This window comes from Lacticaseibacillus baoqingensis, from assembly GCF_003946165.1.
GTDB classification, from domain to species: Bacteria; Bacillota; Bacilli; order Lactobacillales; family Lactobacillaceae; genus Lacticaseibacillus; species Lacticaseibacillus baoqingensis.
Window position 1 is genome coordinate 79,508 of record NZ_RHOI01000008.1, and the last position, 21,045, is coordinate 100,552.

Sequence of the window (21,045 nt, forward strand, 5' to 3'; positions counted from 1 at the left end):
AGTGTACTACATTCACGCCAAAACACAAAACAAATATTTTGGCTGGAAATGAATTCCGAAAATGATTATATCGAGAATCGCGGACTTTGTAAACCCGTGGCGTCAAGTTTTTTTCATTTACACCAAAATCGCGATATTACGCCATATCCATTAACTTCGCCGTTTGCTGCTGCATCCAGTTAAAAAGCGCTTGTTCCGCTTTGGTGACGCTTGCCGCTTCTTTGTGGAAATAACTCGCCGCAAAATGCGCCGGATCTGGGATCACCGCATCAATGAAAGGATAAAGATACCCTAACTCAAAGCGCAAAACTTCAACCGTGGCACGCATCAGTTCTGGGTCGCCAAGGCCGATCTGGCGCTGGATCTGATCTAACACGGCCAACAAGGTGTGATCTCCTAAAACACCTGGCAAGGCATTGGGCACCACCTCACCGCTTTGTTGATACCCGGCAACCATGACCGGTTGATCATCATCGACGGCTGTTAACGCATCAAGCAGACTGATGCGCACAGCCGGATGGACATCCGGATCAGCCAAATTTGCCCGCGCCGCGCTGATCAAGGCCGTGCGAGGTAAACGGCCAAGATTTTTAAGTAATTCTTCTTGCTGATGCGGCTCAAACCCGCCTAGATGCCGTAATTGGCGCGCGAGTTCTGTGATCTCGGCTTGATGTTTTGCCATATCGGCAGCTTCTGCAGCTTCAATGCGCGCTTTGACGCTATGTTGCTGATCAGGTTGGACGTGATGCAATACGGCCCAAGCAAAACGATAATCCGGCAAGGCAATCAACGTATCATAAAGTGTCGCCGTATCCTCTGGATGAGCTAAAAAGTCCTCCATGAATTCACTTAAATATCCGACCGCTTCTTGCGGTTGCGAAAGTCCGTTGTACGCGCTGACTAACAAACGCGCGATTTCAAACGCTGGCGCTTGTTTAAACGCTTTTTCTAAATGGGCGACGGCACTGGCGTAATTTTGACTCTTTAACGCACGCTGACCCAAGGTCAAATGGCGGTTAGTGTTGTTTGGCATCGAAACGACTTTTCCCATAATACACTCCTTTTGTGCGTGTACAGCTTACTGCGCTTATCAAGTTGGCGCCAGTCCACGCGAATGCTGCCGCAGTAATTAAAACCGGTGGCTTCATTGTACCTGTCTTACAAAGTACGAGCAATTCCCGACGTATCATTAGAAGGCGCTTTCTTGGACTGACCAAAAAAAGCCTCCGACATCGTTGCCAGAGGCCATCTTGCTTATTGACGCTTGGCGCTGTTTTGATTGACTTCCATGATGACCGGCAAGATCACTGGCCGTCTTTTAGTTTGATCAAATAAGAAATGGCTCAAATCGTCGCGTACTGCCTGCTTAAGCGTGCTCCAATCAAATTCCTTATGGTCAAGGTTCTTTTGCACGGACTCGGTCACTAATTTGGCGGATTCTTGCAACAGATCCTTGGAAGTTTTCATATAAACAAAACCTCGCGATTGGATCTTTGGATGGGCCACTACTTTTTTCTTTTTACGGTCGATCGTCACGACTGCAATAAAGATCCCATCTTCGGCTAACATCTTACGATCACGCAGCACGATGTTGCCAATATCGCCTACGCCAATGCCATCGATCATCGTATTGCCGGCATCGACATGCCCAGCATTATGCATCTTCCCTTTTTCGATACTCAAAATGTCCCCTAAACCAGGAACAAAAATATGTGAATAAGGGATTCCGACTTCATGAGCGATCTCCGCATGTGCCGCTAATAAGCGATATTCACCGATCACGGGCACCACATACTTAGGCCGCAACAAGTTCAACATCAACTGCAGATCTTGTTTATTCGCATGTCCTGATGCATGCAAGGTATCGCTGATCGACTTCACCTCGCCGCCGGCACGGTAGATCAAATCTTTGGTTTTAGCCGCCATCGTTTCCATGGCGTGCGAAATCGACGTCGTGATGAAAACCAGATCACCTTCGTGAATATGGATCAGGCGATGTTTAGAAGTGGCCATACGCTGCAGCGACTTCAACGGTTCGCCCATGCGGCCAGTTTCTAAAATTACGGTTTGCTCTGGTGCCAATTCCTTGAGGTCCTTAGTCGTTGCGAGGATGTCCGCATTTGGGAGCTTGACATACTTCATTTTGATCGCGGTTTTGACGATTTTTTGAACATCTCGTCCAGTCAAAACGACACGGCGATCATTGGCAGCAGCCGCATCCAAGACTTGCTGGATCCGTTCGATGTTGCTGGCGACCCCAGCGACAACGATCCGCCCCGGATGATATTTAAAAGTTTCTTTGATCGTTGCGTAAATCTCCCGCTCTGACGCATTGGTGTAAGGTGATTCGGCATTGCCTGAATCAGATAACAACGCCAAGACGCGTTGTTCACCGATGTGTGCCAGGCGGGCAAGATCCGTGCGGTACATTGGGCGGGCACTTTGATCAAATTTGAAATCGCCGGTATAAACGATCTGCCCTGCTTGCGTTTGGATATCGATCCCTAAGGAACCCGGAATACTGTGCGTCGTACGGAAAAACGACACCGAAACATTGTCAAAGTCGATCACGGATTTTTCATCGATGATGTGAAAATCCTTGAACTTCTTAGCTTGCGGGTCAGTTGCTGTGATCAACTTGGCCAAGGCGATGGTCAATTCCGAACCAAATACTGGCACGGGATGCGTGTTCAAGAAATAAGGCAGCGCACCGATCGCATCGGCATGACCGTGAGTCAAAAAGATCCCTGCGATCCGATCTGCGTTTTCTTCTAAGTAGGTCAAGTCTGGGATCACGATGTCGATGCCTAATAACTCATTGTCGGGGTACTTCAACCCAAAATCGACAACGAAAATTTGGTCGTCCACTTCGATAGCATACATGTTTTTACCGTTTTCACGCACACCACCGAGGGCAACCAGATTGATTTTTGTCATGGTTTCACCTCAAAATTTAATTAACCGGCTAAATCCCGGTCACGGTTTTTCCTAACGACTAGTGTACCACACGTCTGCTAAAATACCTATGGCTCCCAAACTTCCAGTGGTTCACGCAAAAAAAACGACCCCCATCATGGGAGTCGTTGCAATTGGGCAGGCGCTTAACGACGCAGCCCTAAGCTCTTGATCAAATCACGATAACGAGTAACATCCTTGTTCCGCAAGTAGCGAAGTAAGTTACGACGTTGCCCGATCTTCTTCATTAGGCCAACATAAGAATGGTGATCTTTATGATGGACATCCAAGTGATCGTTTAATGCCAAGATATCAGCAGTCAATACTGCAATCTGCACTTCCGGTGAGCCAGTGTCGCCTTCGTGACGGGCGTACTTAGCAATGATCTCGTTCTTTTGTGTTTGTGAAATAGCCATGGGTTATTTCCACCTTTCCATTATAATTGCCTGGGACTGAGCAGCGCGCGGTGAACCGCAGAGCTAAGTGACAGGTTCAAAAGTACTTGTTAACTTTACCGGAGTTTGCAGACGATTGCAAGTCTGACCCTCAAAGTCTTCTGCCAGCCAGTCTTTTAGGTATCAAGCACTTTCCCTTTACAAGTTTTTATTGCATTGCCTGGGTGCCTTCGGTATAATACTTGCTGTTGAACCGAAACCAGTTCTGTATCAACTAATAATTTTCGGAGGTGAACCTCATGCCACAAATTAAATCTGCTATCAAGCGTGTGAAGACGCAAGAAGCTGCTCGCCAAAACAATGCTGCCCAATCAAGCGCATTGCGCAGCACCATCAAAAAGTTCAAGGCTGCTCAAGCTAGCGGTGCCGATAACGCCCAAGACTTGCTCAAGGACGCAACTCGCGCCATCGATATGGCTGCATCCAAAGGCTTGATCCATAAGAACAAAGCCGGCCGCGATAAGAGCCGTTTATCCGCATTGCTGAACAAGTAATTCGGTGCCTCGCCACAGCGAGGCTTTTTTTTTGCTCAAATCAACAAAAATGGCCTTGCCGCTTTCCAACAACAGAAAGTGACAAGGCCATTTTTTGACATCACTTGCTCTACGCCGTTGCACTGCGGGCATATTGCAAGACAAATAACTCAAACGCCAGCGCTTTATCAATTTTACCAGTTTTCATATTGGCTTCAGTATCTACTAGGCCAATATAGGCCTGGCGCAACGCTTGCCCATTCAACCGGCCGCTTTGCCGCCATGCCAACTTGACGCGATAAGGATGGACCTTCAAAGTTGAAGCGACACTGCCTTGACTATACCCTTTTTTCGCCAAGATCTGGACTTGTAACAACAGTCGAAATTGTCCCAGCAACAAACTATTGAGGCGAATGGGTTCTTCTTTTTGAAGCAATAAGTCACGGTAAATCCCCAACGCCGTTGTCACATCGCGGGCCAAAACGGCACTGACCAAATCAAAGACACGATCCGTCAATTGCTTGGGGACCAGCGCCGAGATGGCTTCTGCATCTAAAACCGACCCATTGGCTGCGTATAAGGCGAGTTTTGGCAGCTGTGCCATCATGACGCTATAATCGGCATTCGCTCTGGTCGCCAAAGCTTGCAACCCATCTGCCGTCACGGCAATGTTTTGTTTTTGTAAGGCCGCTTGCACAGCATGTTTGGCTTGGCGCTCGTCTAAAGGCTTGGCTTCGACCACACAGGCATTTTGCTTCAGTGCTTTCGTCAGCCGCTTGCGTTCGTCCAGCTTCGGATAAGGAGCTACTAACACCATGACCGTCGATTCGATCGGCGCTTTAAAATACGCTGTTAATGCGTCTAGATCATGCTCGATTTTACTGAGTTTAGTTTCACCAGTCAAAAAATAAGGGTCTTGGATGACCACTTCGCGCCGATCCCCGAAAAATGGCGGTGAAGCGGCATCATCTAAAGCCACGGCCACTGGGGTTTGCCGCATGTCATAAGTGGCGAGATTCATGGTTGCTTCTGCTTCAGGGATCACCGCCTTGATCGCTGAAAGGGCCTGCTCGCGCACGGCTTCTTCTTCACCGAGAATCAAGATCAACGGCGGCACCTGTTGTTTAAGCTGTTTCAAAAATTCAGTGATTTGCATGCTCAGTATCCTTCACAAATTGGTTGATCTGATGCGTGTCAAGCGTACTATCTACCCACAACATGCCTGATTTTGCGGTGACCCACCAGGGAACATTGGCCGCATCAAGCGTTTGCACCGTTTCTTCATGGGGGTGGCCATAGCGATTATCGACACCCGCAGAGATAAATGCGGCTTTCAATTGCCATTGTGCGATTAGATCAGGTGTCGTCGCAGTCCGTGAACCGTGATGGGCGACTTTGAGATAATCAACGGCCAAGTGCTGCGGGATCAACTCACGTTTTTCCACGTTGGCATCAGCGTCTCCGGTAAATAACCAGGAGCCGTCACCAATTTTACCATAGAGCACAATAGAATCCGCATTTTTCTCCTTGGCCGTCGGCGACTGCGGCGCCACCACTTGTAAAGAAAGTGCCCCGACATTCAATGCTGTCCCTGCTAAAACCTGCTTAGTTGCCGCCACTTGTCCCGCTTTAGCCGCTTGGATCAATGGATGCGCTGCTGCCAGCGGCGTGGTCACCAACAATTCAACTGGATAGTTGTGCGTCAAAGCAGCCGCATCCCCCACATGATCAGCATCAGCATGGGTCAAGACCAATGTATCCAAATGGGAATACCCTCTGGCATACAAATAATTAACGATCACACTCAGCGCTGGCGGGTTGCGTTTGGTTCCAAAAATACGGCCGCCAGTATCGATCAATAGCGTCCCTTGTTTATTTGGGGCTTCAATCAAGATCGCATCCCCTTGCCCGACATCAAACACACTGACGCGCGCTTGTGGGTGCCAGTTGGCAATCCCATAAGCAACGACGACCCAAGTCCCAAAATACCCCCACCGTTGATGGGCCAACCCCACTAATACTGCAATCAAGCCGATTACCGCAGTCACTGTTGAAATTGCGCCAAACACGACTTGCCCGGGTAAACTGCTCAACGCTGTTAAACTGGATTCACCGTGACGCAAAAGCAGCTCCAACCAATTGGTCAGCAAACTATTCGGCCAAATCACCACTAGAAACAGCAACGGCATCACGCCCACTTCAAAAATAGGGACCAACAGCCAATTAAACACCCCCGCCAATAAATGAAAGCGAAAGGTATGCGCGATCACCACTGGCAAACTCACGCACAACAAACGCCACGAGAGTCCCCAAGTCGACACTGCTGGCAATAGCAGCAATACGCCGGTCAACAAGTAAGTCAATTGACCTCCAAAGGTAAACAACACCTGCGGGCGCCAAAATAAGTTGCCGATCAATACCAAGCTAAAGACATCCAACCCGGTGAGGTGCAGCCCTAATCGTGAATTTAAACTCAATCCCCACCGCATCCAAACTGCTCGGATCAAACCGGCACCGGTTGGGATCAAAATCAACAACGCAGGCAACCCAATCAGCAACCCCCATTCGCCAAATTCTCTCGGCACCCGCATCCGGTCTGCCAGCCAAAACAATGCCGCCACTAAGGCAAACAGGTGTAATCCAGAAACCGAAAAAAGGTGAAAAATCCCCAGATTGATAAACGTCATCCGCACAGGGTCGAAATCTTGGTCGATCTGGCCCAATAATAAGCCCTTGGCATACCGCGCAACATGCGTTGGTAATTGAGCGATGCGCCGCTGGATCTGCACACGCCACGCAAACAGTCGTGCTGAAATCGAAGTGATGGGCAAAACTTGCAGCTGCAGCGGTTGGCGCTGAATCGTATAGGCTTGATGCAGCTGTGCCCAGGCATATTGCGCATAATCAAATTCATAGAGGTTGCGAGCGCCGGTCAGCCGTTTTGGCGCCTGCTCCCAGCTGACGATCGCAGGCGCATCCAACTGCTGCAACTGGATGACTTGCGCATTGGTTAGTGTCACTTGGCCTCCGACTGTCACGCCATTGGCTGCCTTACCGGTGAATGTCGCCAAGGTATCCGTTACTTGCCAAGCGGTTGGCATGACTAAAATCGCCCCTGCAGGAATCTGCGGATGGGCTTGTTGTTGTGCTTCTTGTTGCCCGACAACCAAACCGCAGAGGATAAAGACGACACACCAGCCTTTGATCAGCTGCCGGCCGTGCCACAATGCCCAGCTGACAACGACGATGCCGATCAGTCGCGGCCCGATCATGCAGGTGATGCTGCCGGCAAACGCCGCCGCGGCCACCCACCAGCGCCCGCTCATGGTCCCACCGTGACAAATGGGGCTAATTGCTCATACGTTTTATCCCCGATTCCGCTGACCTCTTTGAGTTGTTCGATTGATTTGAAGCCCCCGTTGGTTTCTCGAAAAGCAATAATATCTGCGGCTTTTTTAGGGCCAATACCGCTTAACGTCTGTAACTCGGCTTCCGTTGCGGTGTTCAAGTTGATCAATGCAGATTGGCCACTCGCGTTCGGCGCTGCAGTGACACCGCTAGCAGCAGGTGATGGTGTCTCACCTTTGACTGGGATCAATAAGCTTTCTTGATCATTGGCGATTGCTGCCAAATTGACCCCTGAAATGTCTGCTGCCGCCGTCAAGCCGCCGGCAGCTTTCACAACCGCATCCCAGCGCGTCGTCCCATCAACAGGATATAAGCCTGGATGTACAACCGCCCCTTTAATGTGCACATACCCTGCTTTAGCCGTACTGCTAGTGGCACTGATGCTGCTGGTTTGGCTGGTACTGATCACTACTGACGATGACGCTTCAATTGGGGCCATTGCGGCACCGCTGCGGCCTTGCCACCACATGAATCCGCAAACACCTATTGCTACTAAGGCGATCCCCCAATAATCACGCACCCAGTTTTTCAACGTCTCCAATCGATCACCCCCATGATCGTAAAATTTCGCCAGCTAGTTGCGCTCACCTGCACCGCAAACTAAAAAGCCGGCCAAAATGGCCGACTTTTTTATTCGTACTTGGTTAATGCGTCTGCAGATAAGCTAACGCGTCTGCTAAAGTTTTGACCGGGATGATCTTCATATTGCTGCCCAGCTGGTGCGCTGTTTTCTTTGCTACCGCATAATTGTTTTGGTAGCTTGGATCTAATTTCAGCAGTTGCTTAGTTGCCGGTGTGTCTGGCGCGAAAAAGACCTTCGCCCCTTGCTTATTGGCCATATACACCTTTTTATCGATGCCACCAATTTGGCCGACATTCCCATCGGCATCGATCGTCCCGGTGCCTGCGATGTTTTGCCCATGACGCAGATCTTGATGCGTGATCTGCGTATAAACTTGCACAGCAAACATCAAGCCGGCGCTGGGCCCGCCAATGTTTCCGGCATCGATCGTCACTTTAGGGGTCGTTTGCGTGACGGTATGCTCGGTCAGCGTGATCCCAATCCCGGCTTTTTGGGTGCCTGGCAGCCGCATCAATTTACCGCTAGCTTGATGTTGGCGCCCATCACGCAGATACGTTAACGTTAACTGACTGCCGATGGGCCGCGATTGGATCGCTTTGACATATTGATCCGCAGTTGAATATGGCTTGCCATCCAGTTGCGTGATCGTATCGCCTAATTTGAGTTGCGTTTTAAATGGCGATCCTTTTAAGATCGACATCACGTAGATCCCTTTGTGGGTGATCTGATATGGCTGCTTAGCAGCTTTAAACGCGGCGGCTTTGGCCATATCTGCGGCGCTTTTAATGTAATAGCGTTGCAGTTGATCATATTCTGCGGAAGTGTCTCCCCCAAGCAGTTGACTCGCATCATCGATTTCCGCATAAGGTTGCAACTTACCGTACAACAATTCGACTGGCGTTGCGGGCCCAATGACGCCCACGGTAGTCAGCATGTAATTGCCCTTGGCAGAATCTTTAGTGCCGGCAACTTTCACATACGGCTTTAGCGACTCAGCTGATCCTGGCACTTCCACATATTTGCCGGTGGGCCAAAATAAAAATCCACCGACGCCAAGCGCCAACACGATCGCCGCCAGCCAACGGCGCTTACGCATGCTGTCCTCCTAACTTTGCTTGTAAGGCAGCATCAATATTTGGCGGTAACATAGCAGACACATCGCCACCAAAACTCGCGACTTCTTTGATCAAACTTGAAGATAGATATGAATAGCGCTTATCCGCTAACAATAACACCGTTTCGATTTGCGTATCGAGGGTGTGATTCATCGCGGCGATATCAGCTTCGTAGTTATAATCTGCGACGTTGCGTAAGCCGCGGATCAGATAACGTGCGCCGATCTGCTTGGCAAAAGTCACCGTCAGCATCTCTGGCTGCGCCACGACTTGAACATTTGGCAGGTCTAGGACCGCCGTTTGGATCAAGCGCACCTTTTCTTCACTTGAAAATAACGGATGTTTGTTGGTATTCGTCATTGCCGCGATCACCACCGTGTCAAATAGCCCGGCTGCGCGCCGCACCGTATCAAGATGACCATTAGTGAACGGGTCAAAACTGCCCGGGAATACAGCGATTTTACTCATGAGCCACCGCCTTTTTCAAGATCAAGACTTGCGCGACCCCATAAGTTTGATGCCGCAACTTGATGTAACCTGGAATTTCTTCAGGGTAATCAACATCCAAGCCGGTTTCCAGCATCACCCGCCCATTTCCCGTCAACAGATCAAGCGCCAAAAAACTTGCTAATTGCGTCAAAACAGCTTGTTTGGCATAAGGCGGATCCGCCATGATCAAATCAAACTGTTGTCCTTTCAGACTGGCCAGTGCTTTTTCGACTGGCGCTTTCATCACCGTAAACCGATCTTTGGCCCCTAGCTTGTCGATATTGTTGCGAATCGTCTTGATCGCGGCATACTGGCGATCCACTGCCGTTGCATGAGCCATTCCGCGTGACACCGCTTCGATCCCTAAAGCGCCGGTACCCGCGTAAAGATCCAGAACTTGACCACCGTCGAAATAGGGCCCAAGCATGTTAAACATTGATTCTTTGACTTTATCTGCAGTTGGCCGAGTTTGGTCTCCGCTGACCGCGTCTAATCGTCGCCCGCGAAATTCACCGCTGATCACCCGCACGCGCTTGTCCTCCTTTTTGATGAGTTGCCTGGATCAAATGATTCATTGCCGTATCCGCATCTGGTCCGTATGCCACTGCCAACTCTGGGCGATGTGACGGCTCGACTGCACGCACAAAACGCAACTTTTCCAGTTTTGCCATGGTTGCTTCCAAATCAGCTTGATCTAAATACAAATATGCATACTTCATCTTTTTTGATACATACATCACCGTGCCATAATGGCGCAATGCCCGAATCTGTTTTAATGAATAGACCCAAACGACCAACCCGATCCTGGGCGTTAGTGTGAACATGCTTTCACCTACTTTTCTTCTGCAACCGGTTTGATCGTCGCCAATAATTCCTGACTTTGGACCAAATCCCCGGCTTCAACGTACAAGTGCGTGATCTTGCCCGTAAATGGCGCATGGACGGTGGTTTCCATCTTCATGGCTTCCGTCACGAATAAGTCATCTCCAGCTTGCACTGTTTGCCCATTCGCCACTGCCACAGAAACGATCCGACCACCCATTGGCGCGCCGATCTGATTCTTGTTGGTTGGTTCAGCTAATTGATGGGCCGCCGTCGTGTGTTGCGAACTGGCATCACGGACTTGGGTCTCTTGTTTTTGCCCATTAACGGTAAAATACAAGGTTCGCAAGCCGCCGGCATCGGGTTCTCCGATCGCATCCAAGCGAATAATGTAGATGATCCCTGGCTTGACCGCGACGCTGATCGTTTCACCCAGCCGCATCCCTTGGAAATAAGTCGGTGAATCTAATGTCGTCACCGGCCCATATTGAGCATGATCTTGGCGATATTGCTTGAACACTTCTGGGTATAAAATCGCACTCAAAACCGCTTCTTCGCTTGGATCTTCTACCCCATCTGCGATAAGCTCCGCCCGTACTTGATCAAAGTCAACTGGCTCGGCTAAACTGCCTGGCCGGACCGTCAAAGCCGGCTGGCCTTTTAAGATCTTTTGCTGCAATAACGGCGGGAACCCGCCGGCTGGTTGACCGAGATCGCCTTTGAAGAAGCTGACCACAGACTCTGGAAAATCAATCGTCTCACCATGATCCAGTACATCTGCAGGGGTAAGCTCATTTTGGATCATGAACAACGCCATGTCCCCAACAACTTTAGACGAAGGGGTGACCTTGACGATATCCCCGAATAAATCATTGACTGCAGCATACATCTTCTTGACCGCACCAAAATCTGAAATGCCCATTGACTTGGCTTGTTGTTGTAAATTTGAATACTGGCCCCCAGGCATTTGAACCGTATAGATATCCGTCAGCGGACCAGAAACGCCATTGGAAAAATCAGCGTAATATGGTCGGATGCTTTGGAAATAAGCATCCAGTTTCTCCGCGTTTTGAATATTCAGTTCCGGTTGCCGCTTATTGTTAGCCAAGGCATAATAAAGACTTTCCATGGAAGGTTGAGACGTCGTCGCGGAAAAAGCACTTTGCGCCACGTCAACGATATCTACCCCGGCGTTGACCGCTTGGACATAAGTCGCCACCCCGTTGCCGGTGGTGTCATGCGTATGCAAATGGATCGGCACATCAACGGCATCTTTTAAGGCGCTGACCAGCATATAGGCGGCTTGTGGTTTGAGCAAACCAGCCATATCCTTGATCGCCAAAATATCGGCACCGGCATTAACTAATTGTTTGGCCAAATCAACATAGTAAGCGAGGTTATATTTGGGATGGGCATCCCCTAAAATATCGCCGGTATAGCACATGGTGCCTTCTGCCAGCTTGCCGGTTTCCTTGACGGCATCGATACTGTGCGTCAGCTGCGGGACCCAGTTAAGCGAATCAAAGATCCGAAAGACATCGATCCCGTCTTTAGCAGCCGTTTTAATGAAATTTTTCAACACATTGTCCGGATAATTCTTATAACCGACCGCATTCGAGCCGCGGAACAACATTTGCAATAACGTATTCGGCATCGCTTTGCGCAATAAGGCCAAACGCTGCCATGGGTCTTCTTTTAAGAAGCGATACGCCACATCAAAGGTCGCGCCGCCCCACATTTCCATGGAAAACAGATTTGGCAAGCCATTGGCCATGTCTGGTGCCACCCGTAACATATCGCGGGTGCGCATCCGGGTGGCAAATAAGCTTTGATGCGCGTCGCGGAAGGTCGTATCCGTCAACAAGACTTGCTGATGGTCGCGGATCCAGTCGGTGACGGCTTTTGGGCCTTGATCGTGCAAGAGTTGCGGCAAACCACCTGAAACAGCCGGCCAGTGCAGCGGGCCTTGTGGGAATTGGGCCTGATAGTGCCAATCGGGATAATATTTTTGTTCATGGCGATCCAACCCCGGGAAGCCATTGACCGTGATCTCGCTGACATAATGCATTAATTCACCGGAACGGCTCCGCACCGGCCGCAGCTTGAATAATTCAGGCGTCGTATCGATAAACGTCGTTTCTGCGGCACCGGCTTGAAACGTCGGATGAGATAAAACATTCTTCAAAAACGGCAAGTTCGTTTTGACCCCAGTGATCCGATATTCCTTCAATGCTCGCTGCATCTTGCGCACTGCCCCACCAAAAGTGGCGGCATGCACTGACGTTTTGACCAACAAAGAATCAAAATATGGACTGACCACTGCCCCGGCATAGGCATTACCAACATCTAAGCGCACCCCAAAGCCGCCTGGTGAACGATAAGTCGAAATCGTCCCGGTATCGGGCATAAAGTGGTTGGTTGGATCTTCTGTCGTGATCCGACATTGAATCGCGGCGCCTCGAAATGTGAGGTCGGCTTGTTGCGGAAAGTGCAAGTCTTTGAATAGATCGGCACCATCGGCGATCCGCAATTGCGATTGAACGATATCCACATCGGTGATCAATTCTGTGATCGTATGTTCAACTTGCACCCGCGGATTGACTTCGATGAAATAAAAGTCGTTGCCTTCGACTAAAAATTCAACGGTCCCGGCATTTTCATAATGAAGATGACTCATCAACTGGACCGCCGCATCACAAATGCGCCGCCGCAGTGCGGCTGGCAAACCGATTGCTGGCGCAATTTCGATCACCTTTTGATTTCGGCGCTGAACGGAACAATCACGCTCAAACAAATGGACTAAATGCCCATAATTATCCCCTAGCACTTGGACTTCAATATGTTTGGCCGACTTAATGTATTTTTCGACATACATCCGGTCATCGCCAAAACTGGCTTGCGCTTCATTGACCGCGTTTTGATAGACTTGGCGTAATTCTGCTTCTGAGTGGACGATCCGCATCCCTTTGCCGCCGCCGCCACTGGCAGCTTTGAGCATGACTGGGAAGCCATGCGTTTGCGTGAAGGCCAAGATCTCGTCAAAATCGCGGGTGGGTTCTGGTGTCCCTGGAATGGTAGCCAAACCGGCGTCTTGGGCAGCTTCTTTGGCAGCCACCTTATCCCCGAAAATATCGAGCAATTCAGAGCGCGGTCCCACAAAAGTCAGCCCGGCAGCGCGGACTTTGCGGGCAAACTCGGCATTTTCGGAAAGTAATCCATAGCCTGGATGGATGGCATCGGCACCAGATTCTTTCGCGATGCGAATAATATCATCCATATCTAAATAGGCCGCGATCGGCGCTTTGCCTGCACCAACTTGGTAGGATTCTTCTGCTTTGAAGCGATGAATAGCTAATTCATCTTCTTTCGCAAAGATCCCGACTGTTTCCAACCCTAACTCTTCAGCCGCACGGAAAATGCGAATCGCGATTTCCCCGCGGTTAGCGACTAACACTTTATGCATGATCGATGCCCACTTTCTTTTCTTTTGCGCGCTTTTGCGTCGCGCTAATGTTTAACATGATCCCGATGGCAGCACATAACACAAACATCGAAGAGCCGCCATAACTGATGAACGGGAGGGTCACGCCGGTAACTGGCAACAAGCCAACCACCGCGCCGACGTTGAACGTGGTCTGGATCAACATCATCGTGGCGATCCCATATGCAATCAGCGCATGGTATGTATTGTTTGACCGAACGCCGAGTAAGTAAAACCGTAAGATCAAAAAGAAGATCAATCCCACCACCACAAGGGCCCCAATCAATCCTAGCTCTTCTGCAATGACCGCCAAGATAAAATCTGTGTACGGCTCAGGCAAATAGCCTAATTTTTGGCTGCTGTTGCCTAACCCGACACCAAACAAACCGCCATGAGCGATCGCGACTAATGAATTGACAACTTGATTACCTTCCAATTTGCGCATGGCAAAAGGGTGGATCGCCGCTAGTAAGCGCCGAATCTGATAAGATTTCAACACGGCTTTAGGCAAGGAAATATGGCTTAACACATAATACAATGCTGAAACAAGAATCGCCAAAGCGCCAGCCCATGTCAAGCCGTACCGCATGGAAATGCCGCTCGCTGCCAACATGACCACGGTAATGCCGCCAATGATCAATGCACCGCCGGTATCCGGTTGAAAAAAGACTAAAATCAAACAGATCCCCACCATCATGACTGGCTGCCAAAGCTGCCGCAGCGAAAAATCCGGATCCAGCATCTGTGATTGACGCTTGGAGAACATGTTCGCTAAATAAATGATCACCGCCAATTTGGCGAGTTCTGTAGGCTGAATGTTGATCGGCCCCAGTTGGATCCAAGCGGTAGCCCCATTAATGGCAGCACTAGGCCGCAAGTGACTCAGTAAAAACAAGTAGACTAACAACGCGAAGGTAATCGCCCACATGATCTTCGTCCACCGCGGATGCGTAAACACTTGCAGTTTGAAATAATAAAAAAACACCACCAGTAAAATGCCAATCAAGGCGAATAACAGCTGTCGCACCACTATCGCAGTTTCTGCCATGCCGTATTGGTTCTTGATCCAATAAGCACTCGCAGAGTAAACCATGACCACCCCGATCGCAATCAACACCAGGTATGGGACTAAAATATAATAGTCCAAATAACGCAGTTTCTTCACAACACAGTCGCCCTTTCACGGCAAAGTTAGCACTATTATAGCATATCCCCATAGCGGCTTAGCGGCATGCTGACACGGGCGTTAAGGTAATCCTCATCATTTTACCATTTTTTTAATTTCATCGTCGGCTAAAATTATTTCAGCCGTTTGCTGATTTTCTTTCTATAGAGCAACTATCCGTTGAGTAGACCCACAAATAAATTCCGAAAAGCCCTTGCTTTTTTATGAGTAAGCGATTAAAGTGATTATCAACAGATGGCAATGACAAGATAAGTACCACACAATGCGTGCTCAGAGAACTGGTCAATGGTGTAAGCCGGTGACGCAGAATGTGGGAAAATGGTCTTCGAGCCAGTGATTCGGTAAGCAGTTGTGAGCTGAGTCCGGGCGCGCCCGTTAAAGCGCTAGAGTATCCGAGACAAGTGTGGTCTCGCGTACTTGATGAGTGGTCGGTAGCGATAACGATCAAAACACGGGTGGTAACACGACATGTCGTCCCGGGGTCTTCAATTGAAGATCCCGGGATTTTTTTTATTCCTGTGTCAGGCATTGGCCATGCCTGCTCCCCCACTCCAATAATTTGCACACGTCAACTTAAACAGAGGTAATGAACATGACAAAAAACGACTACCATTTCGAAACCTTGCAACTCCACGCTGGTCAAGAAGCACCAGATCCAGCAACTGGTGCACGGGTCACGCCGATCTATCAAACTGCCAGTTTCGTCTTTAAAGATGCCAAACAAGCTGCCGACCGCTTCGCTTTGCGCGATGCAGGCAACATCTATGGTCGCTTGACCAACCCCACTAATGCAGTGCTTGAAACACGCATTGCCGCTTTAGAAGGCGGGACAAGCGCAATTTCCTTGGCTTCAGGCGCCGCTGCGGTGACCGCGGCGATTTTGAACATTGCCGGTGCAGGGGACCATATCGTTTCTGCTTCCACTATTTACGGCGGCACATACGAGTTGTTTTCTGAAACCTTCAAAAAGTTAGGGATCGAAACCACCTTCGTTGATCCAGATGATCCGCAAAACTTCGAAGATGCCATTCAAGACAACACCAAAGCCGTGTTCTTTGAATCCTTAGGCAACCCTGCAATCAATATTGTCGACTTTGAAGCAGTCTCTGCAATTGCGCATAAACACGGGATCTTAAGCATCGTTGACTCCACGTTTGCCACGCCTTATCTGGTGCGCCCCTTAGAACATGGCGTCGATATCGTAGTCCACTCTGCCACAAAGTTTATCGGCGGGCATGGGGCAACTCTAGGCGGCTTGGTAGTGGAAAATGGCCAATTTGATTACCAAGCCAGCGGCAAATATCCCGGCTTCACGACCCCGACGCCATCTTATAACGGCATTGTCTGGGGTGAATTAAGCCCTGCCGCCTTTACTACCAAGATCCGTGCCGAACATCTGCGCGATACCGGGGCCACTTTATCACCACAATCCGCCTGGTATTTCATTCAAGGCCTCGAAACGTTAAGCCTGCGGGTCGAACGTCACGTTGCCAACACCCGCAAAATCGTCAAGTTCTTAGAGGACAATCCCAAGGTCGCTTGGGTCTCCTACCCAGAAGCTAAGGGCTCTAAATATGCGGATCTGGCAGCCAAGTACTTCCCTAATGGCACGGGGTCGATCTTCACCTTTGGCTTGAAAGCTGGTCGTGAAGGGGCGATCACGTTGATCAACCATTTGGAACTCTTCTCGTTGCTGGCAAACGTCGGCGATGCCAAGTCATTGATCATTCACCCTGCCTCAACGACGCATGCGCAACTTAACGATGAGCAGCTCAAAACTGCCGGGATCACCCCGGATTTGATCCGGTTGTCTGTCGGCATCGAAAACGTCGATGATTTGATCGCCGATTTGACCCACGCCCTCACATACGTCGACTAACATTGTATTTTCCAGCTTTATCCATTCAAAAAAGCTTCTGCAAACGAGCAGCAGAAGCTTTTTTTGTGGTGTCGATCACGATTCATTTGCCGACTGACAGCGCCAATCAGGGGCGTTCAAGCGCATGCAAATGCAAAAAACAGCCTTGCCGCCGCCTCAAACCGAGGAGCACAACAAGGCTGTTTTTTAGCACGAGCAAGAAGGTTTAGTTTGTCGTCTTCTTCTTTTTCTTGTCCGCTTTTTGGCGTTCGTTGGTGTTCAAGATCTTCTTACGCAACCGCACTGATTCAGGCGTTACTTCACACAATTCGTCTTCATTCAAGAATTCAATAGATTCTTCCAAAGACAAGTGTTTTGGTGTCTTGATGGCGGCAGCGTGATCTTTACCAGAAGCACGGGTGTTGGTCAGGTTCTTCCCTTTCGTCGCGTTAACGGCGATATCCATTTCCCGGGAGTTTTGACCCACGATCATGCCTTCGTAAACTTCGGTCCCAGCATCAATGAAAAGCTGTCCCCGATCTTCGATCGACTGCAGCGAATAAGTCGTTGCTTGGCCCGCATTGATAGAAACCAAGGCGCCGGAAGTCCGGCCAGGTTCCCAGTTTTTAACGACTGGTAAATACTTCTCAAAGGTGTGGTTCATGATCCCGTAACCACCAGTAGAACTCAAGAACTCAGTCGAATAACCGATCAACCCGCGCGAAGGCGCTAAGAACGTCAAACGGGTCTGGCCATTGCCTTCGTTTTCCATGTTCTGCATTTCGCCTTTGCGTTGTGCCATGGCGTCGATGATCGTCCCAGTATATTGTTCTGGGGTATCGATTTGCACTTCTTCAAATGGTTCGCAAAGCTTGCCATCGATTTCGCGATAAATCACTTCAGGACGGCCTAATTGTAATTCAAATCCGGCCCGCCGCATTTCTTCGACCAAGATGGACAAATGCAATTCCCCACGGCCAGAAACCATCCAAGCACCCGCTTGGTCAGTATCTTCAACACGCAAAGAAACATCTGTTTGCAGCTTGCTGCGTAAATAATCTTCCAACTTACGCGCAGTCACTTTATCACCTTCGCGACCGGCAAATGGCGAATCATTTTGTAAAAACATCATTTGTAATGTCGGCGGATCGATCCGCAAAACCGGCAAGGCTTCTGGATGATCAGCATCGGCGACGGTTTCGCCGACGTAAATATCTTCCATCCCAGATACGGCGATCAAATCACCAGACTTGGCACTCTTAACTTCGATCCGCTTAAGACCAAAGAAACCAAAGATCTTGGTGACCCGGAAGTTCTTCTTGGAGCCGTCAAGCTTCAACACAGTGACATTATCGCCAACTGAGATCGTGCCGCGGAACACGCGGCCGATACCAATCCGTCCAACATAATCATTGTAGTCAAGCATTGAGACTTGGAACTGCAAAGGTTCATCAGAAGTATCTTCTGGCGCTGGGATCGTCTTCAAGATCGTATCGAATAACGGTACCATCGTGTGTTCTTGATCAGCTGGATCATCTGAATAGCTCGAGGTTCCGTTGATTGCTGATGCGTATACGATCGGGAATTCAAGTTGATCTTCTTCAGCCCCTAAGTCGATAAATAATTCTAGGACTTCGTCAACGACTTCGGCAGGACGTGCACCGGGACGGTCGATCTTGTTGATCACGACGATCGGGGTCAAGTGCTGTTCCAAAGCTTTCTTTAAAACGAAGCGGGTCTGAGGCATGGTGCCTTCAAATGCATCAACGACCAATAACACACCATCGACCATTTTCATGATCCGTTCTACTTCGCCACCGAAGTCCGCGTGTCCTGGGGTATCCACGATGTTGATCGTGGTGTCACCGTATTTAACGGCCGTGTTCTTCGATAGGATGGTGATCCCGCGTTCTTTTTCGATCGCATTGGTGTCCATAGCGCGGTCTTGCAGGTTAATATGCTCATCCAAGGTGTCTGATTGCTTCAGCATCTCGTTGACCAAAGTGGTTTTACCATGGTCAACGTGGGCAATAATCGCAATGTTCCGAATATCGTCGCGTGTCTTCACGTGTTCTACTTCCTTTCAGGCTGGTACAAGTTGTATAAATCAATGAACTGTTACGAAAAACGGCATTATGGGCATGGCCTGCGATGTCCTCGCGCATTTGCGCACCGATCTTCAGTCTAAGCTCATAAAAAAATCGTGTCGCAGGCGACACAGTATCCGATTTGAAATTATAACATAACTCAGGCGCGCTGTCTTGATTTTCAGAAAAGTATTTTAACCCTGCATCAAATCAATGATCTCAGCATGAGCCTTGGGCATAGCGGCGACGACGATGCCAGGTTCAAGCAAGTCGATCGCCGAAGCATCTGGGCGCGTCACTTGAAGCCCAAAATTCGCCCCAATCGCCAAGCCCGGCGCCACATCCCATGGCTGTAAATAAGAGACATAACCGACTTGCTGACCTAGCGCCACGGCAATAAATTCCATGCCTGCACTGCCGATCAACCTTGGTCCAGCACTTTTTAAAGCCACATCTGCGACATGTACCCCGTTACGGATCAGCATATGCCCATTGACGCCGATCAAGCCATCTGCCAACGCAAGATCAGCCGGCGTTGGCAATGGCCGATCATTCAACTGCAACGGCCAATTGGGGCCGCCGGTGATCAATTCATCGCGGGCAACATCTAAGATAGCCCCATAAAGCGGCGCACCATCAATATACACCCCGATCATGACGGCAAAATTAGCGCGTTGTTTGACAAAATTCATCGTCCCGTCAATCGGATCCACAAAAAACACGAGCCCCGCTAATCGATCCAGTTTGGCTTGACGCCCTTCTTCGCCTTCGATATGCGCTTGGGGGTATGCCGCGTGGATCTGACTGATCAAAAAGCGCTGATTGGCGCGGTCAACATTCGTCACCAAGTCCGTGCGCCCAGACTTGGTCGCTACCGTCAAGGGTGCTTGCAGCTCGCGGTATATCCGCTGCCGACTCGCTTTTAGCCACGCACTGACTTGTTCATGTAAAGTCGCGATTGCCACCGTCATGATAAGCGCACCTTAATTTTTTTTTGGCTTCCTGACCGAGCAGCTTTCACCACCGTATATAAAGAATACCCGCTGACGGTTTCAAATTCGCGCCCTAAGGTTTTTTCGGTTGCTTGATCCGGTACCACCGTCTTGAACCCGCGATAAGCGGCTAACAGATTGTCGCGATCCACACCATGCTCATACGCGTCTTCAACCAGCTGATAAAACGTCGTGACCTTGATCATCTCGTCGGTTGTCCAATCCAGCTCTAATGGGTATTGATAATTAGGTTTCATGCCGGTTCTCCTTTTTCAATCGCAGTGATCACTGCGGCTTGATCAGCCAAAAGCGTTTCCAGGGCCGCTTCTTCGGCTTCAGCACCCGTTAAATCCGCTAAAGGCCGTACGCCGTCAGCATCTGCCAACATCGGTGTCGCATATGTCCCACGCGCCGTGATCACAGTCAACGGCGCCAACAGCACTTCGCCTGCAAGCGCCGCAAGGACTCGAACGACCAGCGGCGGCCATAACATGGCGGCATCAGCAGCGGCAAAAGCCGCACACGCTTGCGGTACCGCTGACAATAACGGATGCGCTTGACCTGCTTCTGGCTGTAGCAAACTTAACAACGGCGTCGCTGCGACATACGCGCGACTCCAAACATATACCGGCGTCATCAAGCCGCCAACGACATATGCCGTCACCGCAGCCCGCGGCACAGACAAGGCGGTGGCGACCGTTTTTTCAAAGCAGCTTGTTAACCCCATCGTCCCGAGGCCGAATACGACTGTTTTGGCTAAGCCGGAAAAGCGTTGCGCAAAATAAGTCATCAGCCCATCTTCATGCGCGGCGACTAAGATCTTGCCTTGAAATCCTGCTGCCATTGCATTACTGATCACCTTGCGCATTTGTGCCAGCATTTGTTCGCGCCAGTCATTGGCCCCATAGCTGCCGTAATCGGTAATCACTAAGATATCTGCTTCACCCAGGGTCTTGCTCGTTGCCTTAGCAAATTGATTCGCCCCTAACGTACTTAAAACGGCCAAGCTCGCCATTTCTAACGCTTCAAGGTCTAGTGCTGCCAAGGCCACCTCAAACCGTTGCGATTGCCGCAACAAATGCGCGGTGATCGCGACGGTCGCTCGGCTTTGCCCGCATACCACGATTTTTTGCATACCCTA

Annotated in this window: 18 protein-coding genes; 2 read left to right on the top strand and 16 right to left on the bottom strand. The window is 49.9% G+C overall.

Going from position 1 to position 21,045, the window contains the following annotated elements:
* Positions 1 to 136 precede the first annotated feature (136 nt).
* The 3 genes from EKM91_RS04995 to rpsO form a co-directional block, all read right to left on the bottom strand.
* Positions 137 to 1,051, bottom strand: a complete 915-nt coding sequence (locus tag EKM91_RS04995; RefSeq protein WP_125750688.1) for a tetratricopeptide repeat protein — start codon at positions 1,049 to 1,051, stop codon at positions 137 to 139.
* A gap of 203 nt (positions 1,052 to 1,254) precedes the next feature.
* Positions 1,255 to 2,937, bottom strand: a complete 1,683-nt coding sequence (locus tag EKM91_RS05000) for a ribonuclease J (protein ID WP_125750692.1) — start codon at positions 2,935 to 2,937, stop codon at positions 1,255 to 1,257.
* A 164-nt stretch (positions 2,938 to 3,101) separates the two neighbouring features.
* A complete protein-coding gene (gene rpsO, locus EKM91_RS05005; RefSeq protein ID WP_125750695.1) occupies positions 3,102 to 3,371 on the bottom strand; it encodes a 30S ribosomal protein S15 in 270 nt (89 codons plus the stop codon).
* A gap of 278 nt (positions 3,372 to 3,649) precedes the next feature.
* Here rpsO and rpsT point away from each other — a divergent pair, with 278 nt between their 5' ends.
* The gene (gene rpsT / locus EKM91_RS05010) at positions 3,650 to 3,904 is read left to right on the top strand and encodes a 30S ribosomal protein S20 (RefSeq protein ID WP_125750698.1); all 255 of its coding nucleotides are present in this window, start codon (positions 3,650 to 3,652) and stop codon (positions 3,902 to 3,904) included.
* A 109-nt stretch (positions 3,905 to 4,013) separates the two neighbouring features.
* On the opposite strand, the gene holA is transcribed toward rpsT, so the two are convergent.
* From holA to EKM91_RS05055, 9 genes are all read right to left on the bottom strand, one after another.
* A complete protein-coding gene (holA, locus tag EKM91_RS05015) occupies positions 4,014 to 5,039 on the bottom strand; it encodes a DNA polymerase III subunit delta (protein ID WP_125750701.1) in 1,026 nt (341 codons plus the stop codon).
* The gene (locus tag EKM91_RS05020) at positions 5,026 to 7,209 is read right to left on the bottom strand and encodes a ComEC/Rec2 family competence protein (protein ID WP_125750704.1); all 2,184 of its coding nucleotides are present in this window, start codon (positions 7,207 to 7,209) and stop codon (positions 5,026 to 5,028) included. Before EKM91_RS05020 ends, holA begins: the two co-directional genes overlap by 14 nt.
* Complete coding sequence (locus EKM91_RS05025; RefSeq protein WP_164508460.1) at positions 7,206 to 7,832, bottom strand: helix-hairpin-helix domain-containing protein; 627 nt, start codon at positions 7,830 to 7,832, stop codon at positions 7,206 to 7,208. The genes EKM91_RS05020 and EKM91_RS05025 overlap by 4 nt, the downstream gene beginning before the upstream one ends.
* A gap of 103 nt (positions 7,833 to 7,935) precedes the next feature.
* Entirely contained in the window at positions 7,936 to 8,970 is a 1,035-nt protein-coding gene (locus tag EKM91_RS05030; RefSeq protein WP_125750707.1) for a SepM family pheromone-processing serine protease, read from the bottom strand.
* On the bottom strand, positions 8,963 to 9,457 hold the full coding sequence (gene coaD, locus EKM91_RS05035) for a pantetheine-phosphate adenylyltransferase (RefSeq protein WP_125750710.1): 495 nt from the start codon (positions 9,455 to 9,457) through the stop codon (positions 8,963 to 8,965). The genes EKM91_RS05030 and coaD overlap by 8 nt, the downstream gene beginning before the upstream one ends.
* The gene (rsmD, locus tag EKM91_RS05040; protein WP_238475772.1) at positions 9,450 to 10,007 is read right to left on the bottom strand and encodes a 16S rRNA (guanine(966)-N(2))-methyltransferase RsmD; all 558 of its coding nucleotides are present in this window, start codon (positions 10,005 to 10,007) and stop codon (positions 9,450 to 9,452) included. The genes coaD and rsmD overlap by 8 nt, the downstream gene beginning before the upstream one ends.
* On the bottom strand, positions 9,988 to 10,302 hold the full coding sequence (locus EKM91_RS05045; protein ID WP_125750715.1) for a YlbG family protein: 315 nt from the start codon (positions 10,300 to 10,302) through the stop codon (positions 9,988 to 9,990). Before EKM91_RS05045 ends, rsmD begins: the two co-directional genes overlap by 20 nt.
* A gap of 8 nt (positions 10,303 to 10,310) precedes the next feature.
* Positions 10,311 to 13,763 carry a pyruvate carboxylase gene (locus EKM91_RS05050; protein WP_125750718.1) on the bottom strand — a complete coding sequence of 1,151 codons (3,453 nt, stop codon included), beginning with the start codon at positions 13,761 to 13,763 and terminating at the stop codon, positions 10,311 to 10,313.
* Complete coding sequence (locus tag EKM91_RS05055) at positions 13,756 to 14,946, bottom strand: FtsW/RodA/SpoVE family cell cycle protein (protein WP_125750721.1); 1,191 nt, start codon at positions 14,944 to 14,946, stop codon at positions 13,756 to 13,758. The genes EKM91_RS05050 and EKM91_RS05055 overlap by 8 nt, the downstream gene beginning before the upstream one ends.
* 613 nt (positions 14,947 to 15,559) lie before the next feature.
* Between EKM91_RS05055 and EKM91_RS05060 the strand changes: the two genes are divergently transcribed.
* Positions 15,560 to 16,846: an O-acetylhomoserine aminocarboxypropyltransferase/cysteine synthase family protein gene (locus EKM91_RS05060; RefSeq protein ID WP_125750724.1), complete on the top strand. Its 1,287-nt coding sequence runs from the start codon at positions 15,560 to 15,562 to the stop codon at positions 16,844 to 16,846.
* Positions 16,847 to 17,051: 205 nt separating this feature from the next.
* Here EKM91_RS05060 and typA read toward each other — a convergent pair whose 3' ends face one another.
* From typA to EKM91_RS05080, 4 genes are all read right to left on the bottom strand, one after another.
* Positions 17,052 to 18,893 (bottom strand): translational GTPase TypA, encoded by a 1,842-nt coding sequence (gene typA / locus EKM91_RS05065; protein ID WP_125750727.1) that lies wholly within the window; start codon positions 18,891 to 18,893, stop codon positions 17,052 to 17,054.
* Between the two features lie 213 nt (positions 18,894 to 19,106).
* On the bottom strand, positions 19,107 to 19,883 hold the full coding sequence (locus tag EKM91_RS05070; protein ID WP_125750730.1) for an inositol monophosphatase family protein: 777 nt from the start codon (positions 19,881 to 19,883) through the stop codon (positions 19,107 to 19,109).
* Entirely contained in the window at positions 19,880 to 20,161 is a 282-nt protein-coding gene (locus EKM91_RS05075; protein WP_125750733.1) for a UPF0223 family protein, read from the bottom strand. Before EKM91_RS05075 ends, EKM91_RS05070 begins: the two co-directional genes overlap by 4 nt.
* Positions 20,158 to 21,039, bottom strand: coding sequence for a Rossmann-fold NAD(P)-binding domain-containing protein (locus EKM91_RS05080; RefSeq protein WP_125750736.1), 882 nt, complete (start codon positions 21,037 to 21,039; stop codon positions 20,158 to 20,160). The genes EKM91_RS05075 and EKM91_RS05080 overlap by 4 nt, the downstream gene beginning before the upstream one ends.
* Positions 21,040 to 21,045 lie beyond the last annotated feature (6 nt).